This window comes from Phyllobacterium sp. T2-21, assembly GCF_055378485.1.
Genome location: NZ_AP027912.1, coordinates 2,481,969 through 2,496,283, shown reverse-complemented (window position 1 = coordinate 2,496,283; position 14,315 = coordinate 2,481,969). Strand labels below are relative to the sequence as shown.

Sequence of the window (14,315 nt, the reverse complement as noted above, 5' to 3'; positions counted from 1 at the left end):
TTTGCGTCAATCATGGTAGGTGATCAGCACATGTGCTCAAGGAGCCTGCCATGACAGACACCATGACATCATCGAACGCTTTGCACCGGGTGGTTATCGTCGGTGCCGGATTCGGCGGGCTGGAAGCCGCCAATTCCCTGCGCAATGCGGATGTCGCCGTCACCGTGGTCGACCAGCGCAATCACCACCTTTTCCAGCCGCTGCTCTATCAGGTCGCCACATCGACGCTGGCGACGTCGGAAATTGCCTGGCCTATCCGGCATCTCCTGCGGAAATACAGCAATATCAAGACATTGCTTGGAACTGTTGAAAGTGTGGATACAGCTGCGCGCACCATTTCGACCGCCGATGGCGAGGTCATCCCCTATGACACGCTGGTGCTGGCGACAGGAGCCCGCCATGCCTATTTCGGGCATGACGATTGGGAGCCCTTTGCGCCGGGATTGAAGACGCTCGAAGATGCCACGACGATCCGCAGGCGTATTCTGACCGCCTTTGAAAAGGCCGAACGCGAGCCAGATCCGGCGCGCCGGGCGGCATTGCTGACCTTCGTCATCATCGGCGCCGGGCCGACGGGTGTGGAAATCGCCGGAACCATTGCCGACCTGGCAAGGGATACGCTGAAAGGTGAATTCCGGGCGATTGATCCCGCCACGGCGCGGGTGATCCTGATCGAAGGCGGGGAGCGCGTGCTTGGCGCCTTCGCGCCTGACCTTTCCGCCTATGCGCAGCGGGCGCTCGAAAAGCTCGGCGTGCAGGTGCATCTGGGCAATCCGGTGACAAGCTGCACGGCGGATGGCGTGGAATATGCCGGGCGATTTGTCGGCGCGGCGACGATCATCTGGGCCGCAGGTGTCCAAGCCTCTCCGGCGGCAAAATGGCTCGACGTGGTGGCGGACCGGGCAGGGCGTGTTGCCGTCAACGACGATCTGACGGCTCCGGGGCATCCGGATATCTTTGTCATCGGCGATACGGCAACGGTCAAAAATGGCGGCAAGGGTATGGTTCCCGGCATTGCGCCCGCTGCCAAGCAGCAGGGAATCCATGTGGCAAAAACCATCAGGGCGCGATTGGCCGGCGATGCTGCGCCAAAGCCTTTCCGCTATCGCCATGCGGGCGATCTTGCAACGATCGGCAAGCGCGCGGCGGTGACGGATTTCGGCTGGATCAAGCTCAAGGGCTATGTCGCCTGGTGGCTATGGGGACTTGCCCATATCTACTTCCTCATCGGCGTGCGCAACCGTCTTGCCGTGGCCATGAGCTGGCTGTGGATTTCCGTCAGCGGCACGCGCAGCGCCCGTCTGATCACGCAGAAGGACGCGACTGAGGAAGATCACCTGAAATGATTCATGTGGTGATGAAGGTCTTGATGCCGTCGGCCACGAATTGCACCGCCAATGCCGCGAGGATGACCCCCAGAAGGCGTGTCAGGATCGAGCGGCCTGTTTCACCCAGAAAGCGGTCGACGCGCTCAGCGAGGAAAAATACGACATAGGATGCAGCAATGCAGATCAGGATGATGCCGATCAGCGCCAGCCGCGATGTCGGCTCGGACAAGGTGCCGGCCAGCAGGATGGTCGCGGAGATGGCGCCGGGACCGGCAATCAGCGGAATGGCGAGCGGAAAGGCGGCGATGTTACGGATATGATCCTTGGTGATGGCAACGGTGGCGCTCTTCTCGTGCCGCTCCTGGCGTTTTTCGAAAATCATCTCGAAGGCGATCCAGAACAGGAGCAGGCCGCCGGCAATCCGGAAGGCGCCGATGGTGATGCCGAACAGCGCCAGGATCTGTGCGCCCGCTATGGCGAAGATCGTCAGCACGACAAAGGCGGTGATGCTGGCGCGCAGGGCAACCTGGCCGCGCTCCTTGCGATTCATGCCCCTGGTCAGCGCCAGAAACAGCGGCGCCAGTCCCGGTGGATCGATCGTCACCATGAGGGTAACGAGCGCATTGAGCAGGGTGTCATAAAGCGCCACGATTTTGCTTTTCTTCTCTGATTGAAGCTGAGCCAGAGTAGCGGATTCGGGGTTAAGCGTCGATAAAGTTGGGATTTTGCAACCAAGTTTTTCACCGATTGAAATGAACTGTTGTATCCTATTGAAAACAAAGGGTTTTCATCTGTGTACTGTGGTGCCGCCAGTTGGCTTTTGCGTTGAAAAGCCGCTATAAGATGAAGATTGATTCTATACGAAAGATGAGTGCCTCGTGTCTGAACTAACCCCACCATCCGGCCCAGAAGACGATAAACCAGGCGGAAATTTCGGCATTGAGCCAATTTCCATTATCGAGGAGATGCAAAGCTCCTATCTCTCCTATGCCATGAGCGTGATTGTCAGCCGCGCACTGCCTGACGTGCGTGATGGTCTGAAGCCGGTGCACCGGCGCATCCTGCATGCGATGAACGAAATGGGCCTGTCCTGGAACAGATCCTACCGTAAGTCCGCCGGTGTGGTCGGTGAGGTCATGGGTAAATACCATCCCCACGGCGACGCCTCGATCTACGACGCTTTGGTGCGCATGGCGCAGGACTGGTCACTGCGCGATCCGCTGGTCGACGGGCAGGGCAATTTCGGCTCCATCGATGGCGATTCCCCGGCGGCGATGCGTTACACCGAGTGCCGTCTTGAAAAAGTGACGGAATCCCTGCTCGAGGATATCGACAAGGAAACGGTCGATTTCCAGGACAATTATGACGGCCGTGAGCAGGAGCCGGTGGTTCTCCCCGCCCGTTTCCCCAACCTGCTGGTCAATGGCTCCGGCGGCATTGCCGTGGGTATGGCGACCAATGTTCCGCCGCACAATCTGGCTGAGGTCATCAATGGCTGCATTGCCCTGATCGACAATCCGGCCATCGACCTGCCGGAACTGATGGAAATCATTCCGGGCCCGGATTTCCCGACGGGCGGCATTGTTCTCGGCCGTTCCGGCATTCATTCGGCCTACAGCACCGGCCGCGGCTCGATCCTGATGCGCGGCAAGGTCGCCATCGAAGCCATGCGCGGCGACCGCGAAGCCATCATCATCACCGAAGTGCCCTATCAGGTGAACAAGGCGACGATGATCGAAAAGATGGCCGATCTCGTGCGCGAAAAGCGCATTGAGGGCATTTCGGACATCCGCGACGAATCCGACCGCGACGGTTACCGCGTGGTCGTCGAGCTGAAGCGCGATGCCGTTGCCGATGTCATCGTCAACCAGCTCTATCGCTTTACCCCGCTGCAATCCTCGTTCGGCGCCAATATGGTGGCACTCAACGGCGGCAAGCCAGGCCTGCTGAACCTGATGGACATTCTGCGCGCCTTTGTCGCCTTCCGCGAGGAAGTCGTCAGCCGCCGCACGAAATTCCTGCTGCGCAAGGCGCGTGACCGCGCGCATGTGTTGGTCGGTCTGGCGATTGCCGTTGCCAATATCGACGAGATCATCGCGCTGATCCGCCAGGCGCCCGATCCGGCAACGGCGCGCGATCAGTTGATGGAGCGCCGCTGGCCGGCCAACGACGTGGCACCGCTGATCACGCTGATCGCCGATCCGCGCCACACGCTCAATGACGACAACACCTACAATCTGTCGGAAGAGCAGGCACGCGCCATTCTCGATCTGCGCCTGCAGCGCCTGACGGCCCTCGGACGCGATGAAATCGCCGATGAACTCAACAGGATCGGCGTTGAAATCAAGGATTATCTCGAAATCCTCGCATCGCGCCTGCGCATCATGACCATCGTCAAGGACGAACTTGCCGCCATCCGCGACGAATTCGGCACGCCCCGCCGCACGGAACTGACCGATGGCGGCGCGGATATGGACGACGAGGACCTGATCGCCCGGGAAGACATGGTCGTGACCGTCAGCCATGCGGGTTACATCAAGCGCGTGCCATTGACGACCTATCGTGCACAGCGCCGTGGCGGCAAGGGCCGGTCCGGCGTGACCATGAAGGACGAGGATTTCGTCACCCGGCTGTTCGTGGCCAACACCCACACGCCGATGCTGTTCTTCTCCTCGCGCGGCATTGTCTATAAGGAAAAGGTCTGGCGCCTGCCGATCGGCACGCCGCAGTCCCGCGGCAAGGCGCTGATCAACATGCTGCCGCTGGAACAGGGCGAGCGCATCACGACAATCATGCCGCTGCCCGAAGACGAGGCAAGCTGGACCAATCTCGACGTGATGTTTGCCACGACGCGCGGCACCGTGCGCCGTAACAAGCTCTCTGACTTCGTTCAGGTCAATCGCAACGGCAAGATTGCGATGAAGCTGGAAGAAGAGGGCGATGAAATCCTCGGCGTCGATACCTGTGACGAGTTTGACGATGTGCTTTTGACCGCTGCCGGCGGCCAGTGCATCCGTTTCCCCGTCACTGACGTACGCGTCTTTGCCGGCCGTAACTCCATCGGTGTCCGTGGTATCACACTGGCCAAGGGGGATACGCTTATCTCGATGGCAATTCTCGCCCACGTGGATGCAAGCCCGGCTGAACGCTCCGCTTATCTCAAGCAGGCAGCGGCTGACCGGCGTGCACAGGGTGCGGATGACGTTGAGGAAGTGGCACTGGTGGGCGAAGAAGCCACGGAAGTGGCTGATCTCAATGCCGAGCGTTATGCCGAATTGCGCGACCGCGAGCAGACGGTTCTGACCGTCAGTGAGTTCGGTTATGGCAAGCGGTCGTCATCCTACGAATTCCGTGTCTCGGGACGTGGCGGCAAGGGTATCCGCGCAACGGATACATCGAAGACCGATGAAATCGGCAAGCTTGTGTCGCTGTTCCCGGTCGAGGCGTCGGATCAGATCCTGCTCGTCTCTGATCGCGGTCAGCTGATCCGCGTTCCGGTCAATGGCATTCGCATCGCCGGACGCTCCACAAAGGGCGTGACGATCTTCAATACGGCCGATGGCGAGAAGGTTGTGTCGGTCGAGCGGATTTCGGAAACCGACAGTGATGACGAAGAGCTCGAGGCAGTAATTCCTGCCGAAGGCGAAGCCGAGACAGCAGCCCCGGAAAGCGGTTCTGACGAGAGTTAGAACCGCGGGCGGTCGTTCTGACCGTTCATGGGATAAACACCGAAGCGGGATGTCTTAACTTTGGCTTCCCGCTTTTTGTTTTCTTCCAGCATCATAACGACGACGGAAACCATCATCGCGATCATCATGCCTACACTCAGAAGTACAAACATTCATTTATCCCTTCAATCTTCAGCTTTCCTGTGATTAACAACGCAATAGGGGCCGAAAGGTTTCATTTTCTGCGTTCTTTATAGTTGGCGGGAACTGAATGCTTGCTGATGTGCCCGTTCATCTTCCGTTCATTTATCATGAAGGGAGGACTCTTTCCGGCCATTGAAAGCGCCCGATAAAACGGTTAGGAGACGGTATGACAATCGCAATTTACGCCGGATCCTTCGACCCGATCACCAATGGACATATGGATGTCCTGCAGGGCTCGTTGCGCCTTGCTGACAAGGTATTCGTGGCCATCGGCATTCATCCGGGCAAGGCGCCGCTGTTTTCCTTCGACGAGCGCGTGGACCTGATCAAACGGGTTGCTGCGGATGTCTTTGGCAAGGACAGCCAGCGGCTCGAGGTGGTGTCCTTCGATGGTCTGCTGATTGATGCCGCCCGCAAACACGGCGCTTCGCTGATGGTGCGCGGCCTGCGGGACGGCACGGATCTCGATTACGAGATGCAGATGGCCGGCATGAACGGCACGATGGCGCCGGAGCTGCAAACCGTGTTCCTGCCGGCTGATCCTTCGGTCCGCACGATTACTGCCACATTGGTCCGCCAGATTGCGGCCATGGGCGGCGACGTCCGGCATTTTGCTCCCGCTCTTGTCGCCGAGGCGCTCAGGGCCAAATTCAAATAGGGCTTTCTTCTCATCCCCATCCGTTGGAGACTTTCTGTATGTCCGTATTTCGCACTGCGCTTCTTGTGGCAGCCGTTTCTTCCCTGTCTTTTGCTGCATTGACCCCAAGCTGGGCCGATGACCAGAACACCATGACGATCAAGCTGAAGGACGGCGACGTCAAGATCGAGCTGCGTCCCGACCTTGCGCCGAAACATGTCGAGCAGATCAAGGCGCTGGCCAAGGAAGGTGCCTACAACAGTGTCGTGTTCCACCGCGTCATTCCCGGCTTCATGGCCCAGACCGGTGACGTGCAGTATGGCAATACCGAAAAGGGCTACAATCAGGCCGCCGCTGGAACCGGCGGGTCGAAGCGTCCGGACCTGCCTGCCGAGTTCTCGAAGGAACCCTTCGTGCGCGGCACTGTCGGCATGGCGCGTTCCTCCAACCCGAATTCGGCCAATTCGCAGTTTTTCATCATGTTCGACAAGGGCGCATTCCTGAACGGCCAGTATACGGTCGTCGGCAAGGTGACGAGCGGCATGGAAGCTGTCGACAAGATCAAAAAAGGCAATGAAGCGCAGAATGGCGCCGTTGAAAATCCGGACAAGATGATCAAGGTCACTGTCGGTCCGGCAAAATAATCTAACAAAGGAGATGCCGGAAATGGCTTACAAAGATCCAGAAAACACGATCCTGCTCGAAACCACCAAGGGCAATGTCGTCATCGAACTTTACCCCGATCTCGCACCCGGCCATGTCGAGCGCATCAAGGAACTGGCACGCGAAGGTGCCTATGACGGCGTCGTCTTCCACCGCGTCATCGATGGTTTCATGGCGCAGACCGGCGACGTGAAGTTCGGCAAGAAGGGCGGTTCGTCCTTCAATCCGTCGCGTGCGGGCATGGGCGGTTCGGAAAAGCCGGACCTGAAGGCAGAGTTCTCCAACGCCAATCACGGCCGCGGCGCTTGCTCGATGGCCCGTTCGCAGAACCCGAATTCGGCCAATTCCCAGTTCTTCATCTGCTTCGACGATGCGGGCTTCCTCAATCGCCAGTACACGGTTTGGGGCCAGGTCATCGAAGGCATGGACAATGTCGACAAGATCAAGCGCGGCGAGCCTGTGCAGGATCCGGATTCGATCGTTTCCATGCGCGTTGCCGCAGACGCCGAATAAGATCGCATTGACAGACCATGCGTGTTGATCTTTTCGATTTTGATCTGCCGGAAGAAAACATCGCATTGAGACCTGCAGAGCCGCGCGATTCAGCGCGGCTTTTGCTTGTGAAAGCGGACAGTTCCGGATTTGACGGCAGTACCGTTCGCAATCTCGGCGATTTTCTGCGTCCCGGCGATGCTCTTGTTTTCAATGATACCAAGGTGATACCCGCACAGCTTGAAGGGTTTCGCGAGCGCGAGGGTGTAAAGGCTCAGATCAGCGCGACGCTGCATATGCGGACGGGACCGGATCGCTGGAAAGCCTTCCTGCGTCCGGCCAAACGCATCAGGCAGGGCGAGCGGATCGACTTCGGTCACGGCAACAATGCCTGCCTGCTCGGGTCGTTGCAGGCCACCGTTGCCGAAAAGGGCGACGCGGGCGAAGTCCTGCTGGTGTTTGATTTCAGTGGTGCCGATCTTGATCAGGCCATTGCGGCGGTCGGGCATATCCCGCTGCCGCCCTATATCGCCTCCAAGCGGGCGGAAGATGGCCGCGACAAAGAGGATTACCAGACCGTCTATGCCCGCGAGGAAGGTGCCGTTGCCGCACCCACGGCGGGGTTGCATTTTACCCCTGATTTGCTGGACGATCTGAAGAAGCGCGGCATCGAAGAGCACTTCGTGACGCTGCATGTGGGCGCGGGCACGTTCCTGCCTGTCAAGGCGGACGATACGGCAGACCACAAGATGCATGCGGAAATCGGCCATGTGGACCAGAAGACGGCGGATGCACTCAATGCCGTGAAGGCGCGGGGCGGTCGTATCGTCAGCGTCGGCACGACCTCGCTGCGTCTGCTGGAAAGCGCGACGGGCGAAGACGGCGTCATCCGGGCATGGTCGGGCCCGACGGATATTTTCATCACGCCGGGCTACAGGTTCCGGGCGGTTGACCTGCTGATGACCAATTTCCACCTGCCGAAATCGACACTGTTCATGCTGGTGTCGGCCTTCAGCGGCTTCGAGCGCATGCATGCGGCCTATGCCCATGCGATCAAAAATCACTACCGCTTCTATTCCTATGGCGATGCAAGCCTGTTATGGCGATCCGCATCATGACAGAAAATTTTGAATTCAAACTGATCGCAACCGATGGCAAGGCCCGGCGCGGTGAAATCACTATGCCGCGCGGCACTGTCCGCACCCCCGCCTTCATGCCGGTTGGCACGGCGGGCACGGTCAAGGCCATGTATATGGATCAGGTTGCCGAGCTCGGCGCCGATATCATTCTCGGCAACACCTATCACCTGATGCTGCGCCCGAGCGCCGAACGGATTGCAAAACTCGGCGGACTGCACGATTTTGCCCGCTGGCCTGGGCCAATCCTGACGGATTCCGGCGGTTTCCAGGTCATGTCGCTGGCGCAATTGCGCAAGCTCGACGAAAAGGGCGTGACTTTCCGCTCGCATATCGACGGGCGTGCCCATGAGATGAGCCCGGAACGCTCTATCGAAATCCAGGGGCTGCTCGACTCCGATATCCAGATGCAGCTGGATGAATGCGTTGCCCTGCCTTCAACACCGAAAGACATCCAGCGCGCCATGGAACTGTCGCTGCGCTGGGCGGAACGCTGCAAGACGGCATTCGGCAACCAGCCGGGAAAAGCCATGTTCGGCATCGTGCAGGGCGGCGATGTGCCGGATCTGCGCATCCGCTCGGCCCAGGCTTTGAAGGCGATGGATCTGAAGGGATATGCGGTCGGCGGTCTCGCGGTCGGCGAACCGCAGGAGGTCATGCTCGACATGCTGGATGTGACCTGTCCCGAGCTTCCAGAGGAAAAGCCGCGCTATCTGATGGGTGTGGGCACGCCCGACGACATCCTGAAATCCGTGGCGCGCGGCATCGACATGTTCGATTGCGTGATGCCGACACGGGCGGGCCGGCATGGCCTGGCCTTTACCCGCCGCGGCAAGGTCAATCTGCGCAATGCGCGCCATGCGGATGATCCTCGCCCGCTGGATGAGGAATCCTCATGCCCGGCCGCACGCGATTACAGCCGTGCCTATCTGCATCATCTGGTCAAATCGGGTGAAGCGCTGGGCGGCATGCTGCTGACATGGAACAATCTGGCCTATTACCAGCAGCATATGCAGGGTATCCGCGATGCCATCGAAGCAAAACGCTTTGATGCTTTCAGCGCGGAAACCCAGGCCGCCTGGGCCGAGGGCGACATCAAGCCCTATGCCTGATCAGCCGGTAGCCGGCTGGGACGGCTTGTCGGGGTCGCACGGCGCGAACAGCTGACGCAGGCCGTCAATGGCGGCGATCTGGTCTTCATGGGTGAGGGTGTCCATATCGAGCAGCTTCAAACTGCGCAAACCCTCGATGGTCAGGAACGCGATGAGGGCCATGGTCGGGTCCTCCGAGTTCTCCTTCATGCGGTCCAGCAATTGCTTGTTGTAGCGGCGGATCGGATCAATGAAGCTTGGATCATTGGCAATGGCCGCCAGTATGCCCGACGGCTCCGGCTCGTTGAGCACAAATTCAGCGCGATAGACCTCGATGCAGGCCTGGACCACACTGTTCACCTTGTGGTTGCGCCGGGCCTCCTGCATGCGCAGGGATTCGTCGAATTCAGCGACGTGGTGTTCGACCAGCGCTTCCAGAAGCTTGGCTTTGGTCGGGAAGGTGTAGAGCAGGCCGCCCTTCGACAGCCCGGCGCGCCGTGCGACGGCATCAAGGGAGAGATGGACCGGACCAACCTCCATGGCAATCTCCGCAGCAGCCTGCAGAATCTTATCTTTGGTGGTGAGAGTGGCCGCCCGCATTCCGTTCCTTTTTCTACAACTTTGCGTCCATAAGGGATTCCGCTTCTATTGACTTTACCGTCCGGACGGTACAGTAAAGTGCGCGTGGCAATCAAGTCCACATCACGTTATTCTCATTTGACAGGCTAGCAACAAACTTTGCTGGCCATTGTTTTGTTGCGGAGCGGTTCCTGATGATTAAGCGCTACATTCTACCCGTGATCATTCTCATTTTGGTCGTGGTGCTTGCCGGAGGGCTGGTCTGGTTCAACTTTTTCCGCGACGGAATGATCAAGCAGTTCTTCGCGACCATGCAGCAGCCCGCGCAATCCGTCTCGACCTATACGGTCGAGCCTGCCGTCTGGACGCCGAATATCGAAGCCATCGGTACTGTCAGCGCCATTCAGGGCGTCGAGCTGGCCGTGGAAGTTGCGGGTATCGTCAAGGACATCCCGTTCACAGCCAACGATATCGTCGAGAAGGGCGCACCGCTGCTGCAGCTGGATGACGCCATCGAAAAGGCCGATATCGTCGCCGCCAAGGCGCAGGATGTGCTGAACGACCAGACATTGGCGCGTGCCCGCACCCTGAATACACGCGGTGTCGGCGCGGAATCCAATGTGGATACGGCCCAGGCCGCATCGCTGGCCAAGAAGGCTGAAATTGCCAAGCTGGAAGCTGTCATGGAGCAGAAGCTGCTCAAGGCGCCGTTCAAGGGCACAGTCGGTATTCCGCGCATCGAACTCGGTCAGTATCTGTCGCCGGGCACGGTCGTCGTTTCGCTGCAGGATCTGTCCACAATGCGTGTGGATTTCACCGTCAACGAACAGAATCTCAATCTGATCAAGATGGGCCAGCTGATCAAGCTCAGCCTTTCGGATGCCGATCAGCCCTATGAAGGCCAGATCACGGCGATCGAACCGCGCATTGATCCGTCGACGCGTCTGGTGTCGGTGCGTGCGAAAGTCGATAATCCCGAAGGCAAGTTGCGGCCCGGCCAGTTCGCGCAGGTTCGTGTCGAGCTTCCCAAGGAAGAAGGCGTATTCACCTTGCCGCAGACGGCGCTCGTCTCCAGCCTTTACGGCGACTATATCTATGTCGTTCGCCCGGCACCCGATGCAGCCAAGCCGGCAGATGCGGCAAAGCCCGCAGCGGATGCGGCAAAGCCTGCCGACGCGGCCAAGCCTGCTGCCGCTGGCGCGACTGCAGAGAAGAAAGAGCCCAAGCTTGTCGTTGCACAGGTTTTCGTCAAGCCCGGCCGCCGTTCCGGCCTTCTGGTTGAAATCACCAAGGGTCTGAAACAGGGCGATATCGTTGTGACAGCCGGTCAGAACCGCCTTAATGCCGGTTCGGTGGTCACAATCGCCAATGACGTGAACCCAGCAAATACAACCGATTCAGGACTGCCCAAGAAATGAATTTTTCAGAAGTTTTCATTCGCCGCCCCGTTCTATCGACGGTTGTCGCTTTGATGATCATTCTGCTTGGCGCGCAGGGTTTGACGAATCTTTCGATTCGCCAATACCCGAAGGTCGAGGAAACGGCCATCACCGTGACAACGGCCTATGCTGGGGCAAGTGCCGATCTTATTCAGGGATTCATCTCTGCGCCCATCGCCAATGCGGTGACCACGACGGAAAACATCGACTACGTGACGTCATCGTCGTCACCGTCGTCGAGCACCGTCACCGTTCACATGAAGCTTGGCTCCAATCCTGATGCGGCTTTGACCGAGGTGATTTCCAAGGTCAACCAGGTGCGCGGCAATCTGCCCAAGGAGGCGGACGACCCTGTCATCACCAAGGGCACGGGGCAGAATTTTGCGACGATGTACCTCGCCGTGCAGAACCCGAACATGACGAGCGAGCAGATCACCGAATATCTGCAGCGCGTCATCCAGCCGCGCATGTCGACCATTCAGGGTGTTGCCAATGCGCAGATCCTGGGCGGTCAGGTTTTCTCGATGCGCGTCTGGATCGACCCGGTCAAGATGGCGGCGCATACCACGACGGCTTCGGAAGTATTGGCTGCCATCAATCAGTCCAACTTCCTGTCGGCGCCGGGCAAGGTACAGAACCTGTACACGGCTTCGCCGATCACGTTGAAGACCACATTGCAGACGCCAGAGGCATTCGGTGCCCTGCCGATCAAATCCGACGCCAAGAGCATCGTGCGGTTGCGCGATATCGCGCGGATCGAGCTTGGCGCGGTGAGCACGGATACGCGCGTGACCTTCAACGGCTCGAGCGGTACGTTTATCGGTATTTTCCCGACACCTTCGGCGAACCCGCTGGATATGACGGCGGCCGTGCGCAAGGAATTGCCGGCGATCCAGGCAACTCTGCCCGAGGGCATGACCATGATCATGCTTTACGATTCGACGGAACAGATCAGTTCGTCGGTCGATGAAGTGTACAAGACCATCGGTGAAGCCGTGCTCATCGTTGTTCTGGTGATCCTTCTCTTCCTTGGTTCGTTCCGCTCCGTCATCATTCCGGTCGTCACGATTCCGATTTCGCTGGTCGGCGTGTGCTTCTTCCTGTTCCTGCTGGGCTATTCGATCAACCTTCTCTCCCTGCTGGCGATGGTTCTGGCCATCGGTCTCGTCGTGGACGACGCGATCGTTGTTCTGGAAAACATCCATCGCCACATCGAAGAGGGGCTGAAGCCGCTCGATGCCTCGCTCAAGGGCATGAAGGAAATCACCGGGCCGATCGTCGCGATGACGATCACGCTCGCTGCCGTGTTCGCACCGCTCGGTTTTACCGCCGGTCTTACCGGGGCGCTGTTCCGCGAGTTCGCGTTTACGCTCGCCGGTGCGGTTATCATTTCCGGTGTCGCGGCTTTGACGGTTTCGCCGATGATGTGCGCGCTGCTGCTGAAACCCGGCAATCACAGCCGTTTCCAGCGCATCGTGGACAGAAGCTTCGGCTGGCTTGAAGGTGTCTATGAACGGCGCGTTGCCGGGTCGTTGGCCTTCCGGCCGGTGACATTGCTGATCGTTATCATTCTGGTGGCTTTGACAGGATTTCTGTTTACCAAAACGGCATCCGAACTGGCACCGGAAGAAGATGGCGGCTTCCTGGTCTCGCTGGTCAATGCTCCACAATATGCAACGACCGACTATACGCTGCTCTATGCCAATCAGATCGATGCGCTGACGAAGGATCTGCCGGAGCTCAAGGCCCGCTTCAACATTGCCGGCCTTGGCACGACGAATTCCGCCTTCGCCATCTGGGTCTTCAAGGATTGGTCACAGCGCACCAAGTCGCAGAAGCAGCTTCAGCAGGAACTGCAGAAGATGATTGCTCCGGTGGCGGGTGCGCAGGCCTATATCTTTGCCCTGCCGACCCTTCCGGGCAGCGGCGGCGGCTTGCCGATCTCCGTGGTTCTTCAATCGACCGGTCCGTCGGACAAGGTGTTTGAAATCGCCGAAGAGGTAAAGCGGCAGGCTCAGGCGTCCGGCAAGTTCATTGTCGTGCAGAATTCCCTGTCCTTCAATGCACCGCAGACGACGGTAACGATCGATCGTGACCGTGCGGCGGCTCTTGGCGTGCCGGTGAGCGACATCGGACAGACGCTTGGATTGCTGGTCGGCGGCGGCAAGATCGCCAAGTTCGACCGCGATTCCAACAGCTATGACATCATTCCGCAGGTGCCGCAGGATTTCAGATCGAATCCTGAAAACCTTGGCCAGTATTTTGTCAAAAGCGCCTCGGGTGACATGGTACCATTGTCGGCCGTGGTCAAAATCGTGCAGAATGCGGCTCCGGCAGCCATCGAGCAGTTCAACCAGTTGAATTCTGCGACGATCAGTGCCTTGCCGATGCCGGGCGTCTCCACAGGTGAAGGCCTGCAGACGGTCATCAATACGGCACGTCCCTTGATGCCGGATGGGTTCTTCCTCGATTACATCGGCCAGTCGCGTCTGGAAATCACCCAGGGCAACACGATCCTCATTGCCTTCATTCTGGCGGTTGTCGTGATTTACCTGGTGCTTGCGGCGCAGTTCGAAAGCTTCCGCGATCCGTTCATCATCATGATGTCGGTGCCCTTGTCGATCTTCGGTGCGATTGTTCCGCTGAACATGGGGCTGGGAACGCTGAACATCTACACGCAGGTGGGGCTGATCACACTGGTCGGGCTGATTACCAAGCACGGTATTCTCATGGTGGAATTTGCCAACCAGCAGCGGGAACTGCATGGGATATCGCGGCATGATGCGATCATTCTGGCCGCCAAGACCCGTCTTCGCCCGATCCTGATGACGACGGCCGCCATGGCGCTCGGCGTTATCCCGCTGATCACGGCGACCGGTGCGGGTGCGGCAGCCCGTTATTCCATCGGCCTGGTGATTTTCTCCGGCATTCTGGTCGGCACGATCTTCACGCTCTTCGTGGTGCCGATGTTCTACACCTTCATTTCGCACAGGGATCACACGGCTGAGCCAGCCGCGGCGCCTGTGCCGAACGGGGATGCGCAATTCGGCCGTACCTGACCGGTTGAACGCTGCACAA

General features: G+C 58.9%; 12 protein-coding genes. 9 read left to right on the top strand and 3 right to left on the bottom strand.

Features of this window, described 5'->3' with window-relative positions:
• Positions 1 to 50 precede the first annotated feature (50 nt).
• Positions 51 to 1,346, top strand: coding sequence for an NAD(P)/FAD-dependent oxidoreductase (locus tag ACZ5FP_RS12555; protein WP_464660502.1), 1,296 nt, complete (start codon positions 51 to 53; stop codon positions 1,344 to 1,346).
• A 1-nt stretch (position 1,347) separates the two neighbouring features.
• On the opposite strand, the gene ACZ5FP_RS12550 is transcribed toward ACZ5FP_RS12555, so the two are convergent.
• On the bottom strand, positions 1,348 to 1,977 hold the full coding sequence (locus ACZ5FP_RS12550) for a MarC family protein (RefSeq protein ID WP_105732717.1): 630 nt from the start codon (positions 1,975 to 1,977) through the stop codon (positions 1,348 to 1,350).
• 229 nt (positions 1,978 to 2,206) lie between these two features.
• Between ACZ5FP_RS12550 and gyrA the strand changes: the two genes are divergently transcribed.
• The gene (gyrA, locus tag ACZ5FP_RS12545; protein WP_464660500.1) at positions 2,207 to 5,017 is read left to right on the top strand and encodes a DNA gyrase subunit A; all 2,811 of its coding nucleotides are present in this window, start codon (positions 2,207 to 2,209) and stop codon (positions 5,015 to 5,017) included.
• Here the strand turns inward: gyrA and ACZ5FP_RS12540 are convergent.
• Positions 5,014 to 5,169, bottom strand: coding sequence for a hypothetical protein (locus ACZ5FP_RS12540; protein WP_464660498.1), 156 nt, complete (start codon positions 5,167 to 5,169; stop codon positions 5,014 to 5,016). The two genes, gyrA and ACZ5FP_RS12540, sit on opposite strands and share 4 nt — an antisense overlap.
• Before the next feature lie 197 nt (positions 5,170 to 5,366).
• Here ACZ5FP_RS12540 and coaD point away from each other — a divergent pair, with 197 nt between their 5' ends.
• From coaD to tgt, 5 genes are read left to right on the top strand one after another with little or no spacing between them, the layout of a single operon-like run.
• Positions 5,367 to 5,858 carry a pantetheine-phosphate adenylyltransferase gene (coaD, locus tag ACZ5FP_RS12535; RefSeq protein WP_288191578.1) on the top strand — a complete coding sequence of 164 codons (492 nt, stop codon included), beginning with the start codon at positions 5,367 to 5,369 and terminating at the stop codon, positions 5,856 to 5,858.
• A 38-nt stretch (positions 5,859 to 5,896) separates the two neighbouring features.
• Positions 5,897 to 6,481 (top strand): peptidylprolyl isomerase, encoded by a 585-nt coding sequence (locus tag ACZ5FP_RS12530; protein WP_105732720.1) that lies wholly within the window; start codon positions 5,897 to 5,899, stop codon positions 6,479 to 6,481.
• 22 nt (positions 6,482 to 6,503) lie between these two features.
• Positions 6,504 to 7,013, top strand: coding sequence for a peptidylprolyl isomerase (locus tag ACZ5FP_RS12525; protein ID WP_199537961.1), 510 nt, complete (start codon positions 6,504 to 6,506; stop codon positions 7,011 to 7,013).
• A 17-nt stretch (positions 7,014 to 7,030) separates the two neighbouring features.
• Positions 7,031 to 8,110 carry a tRNA preQ1(34) S-adenosylmethionine ribosyltransferase-isomerase QueA gene (queA, locus tag ACZ5FP_RS12520; protein WP_464660495.1) on the top strand — a complete coding sequence of 360 codons (1,080 nt, stop codon included), beginning with the start codon at positions 7,031 to 7,033 and terminating at the stop codon, positions 8,108 to 8,110.
• Positions 8,107 to 9,240: a tRNA guanosine(34) transglycosylase Tgt gene (gene tgt, locus ACZ5FP_RS12515; protein WP_346305530.1), complete on the top strand. Its 1,134-nt coding sequence runs from the start codon at positions 8,107 to 8,109 to the stop codon at positions 9,238 to 9,240. Before queA ends, tgt begins: the two co-directional genes overlap by 4 nt.
• Here tgt and ACZ5FP_RS12510 read toward each other — a convergent pair whose 3' ends face one another.
• The gene (locus tag ACZ5FP_RS12510; RefSeq protein ID WP_223613294.1) at positions 9,241 to 9,819 is read right to left on the bottom strand and encodes a TetR/AcrR family transcriptional regulator; all 579 of its coding nucleotides are present in this window, start codon (positions 9,817 to 9,819) and stop codon (positions 9,241 to 9,243) included.
• Between the two features lie 173 nt (positions 9,820 to 9,992).
• Here ACZ5FP_RS12510 and ACZ5FP_RS12505 point away from each other — a divergent pair, with 173 nt between their 5' ends.
• On the top strand, positions 9,993 to 11,216 hold the full coding sequence (locus ACZ5FP_RS12505; protein ID WP_464660492.1) for an efflux RND transporter periplasmic adaptor subunit: 1,224 nt from the start codon (positions 9,993 to 9,995) through the stop codon (positions 11,214 to 11,216).
• The gene (locus ACZ5FP_RS12500) at positions 11,213 to 14,296 is read left to right on the top strand and encodes an efflux RND transporter permease subunit (protein WP_464660490.1); all 3,084 of its coding nucleotides are present in this window, start codon (positions 11,213 to 11,215) and stop codon (positions 14,294 to 14,296) included. Before ACZ5FP_RS12505 ends, ACZ5FP_RS12500 begins: the two co-directional genes overlap by 4 nt.
• Positions 14,297 to 14,315: the final 19 nt, after the last annotated feature.

Coding starts and splice junctions, on each gene's coding strand:
- ACZ5FP_RS12555 (WP_464660502.1), top strand. CDS start 51: ATGACAGACACCATGACATCATCGAACGCTTTGCACCGGGTGGTTATC.
- ACZ5FP_RS12540 (WP_464660498.1), bottom strand. CDS start 5,169: ATGTTTGTACTTCTGAGTGTAGGCATGATGATCGCGATGATGGTTTCC.
- coaD (WP_288191578.1), top strand. CDS start 5,367: ATGACAATCGCAATTTACGCCGGATCCTTCGACCCGATCACCAATGGA.
- ACZ5FP_RS12530 (WP_105732720.1), top strand. CDS start 5,897: ATGTCCGTATTTCGCACTGCGCTTCTTGTGGCAGCCGTTTCTTCCCTG.
- ACZ5FP_RS12525 (WP_199537961.1), top strand. CDS start 6,504: ATGGCTTACAAAGATCCAGAAAACACGATCCTGCTCGAAACCACCAAG.
- queA (WP_464660495.1), top strand. CDS start 7,031: ATGCGTGTTGATCTTTTCGATTTTGATCTGCCGGAAGAAAACATCGCA.
- tgt (WP_346305530.1), top strand. CDS start 8,107: ATGACAGAAAATTTTGAATTCAAACTGATCGCAACCGATGGCAAGGCC.
- ACZ5FP_RS12510 (WP_223613294.1), bottom strand. CDS start 9,819: ATGCGGGCGGCCACTCTCACCACCAAAGATAAGATTCTGCAGGCTGCT.
- ACZ5FP_RS12505 (WP_464660492.1), top strand. CDS start 9,993: ATGATTAAGCGCTACATTCTACCCGTGATCATTCTCATTTTGGTCGTG.
- ACZ5FP_RS12500 (WP_464660490.1), top strand. CDS start 11,213: ATGAATTTTTCAGAAGTTTTCATTCGCCGCCCCGTTCTATCGACGGTT.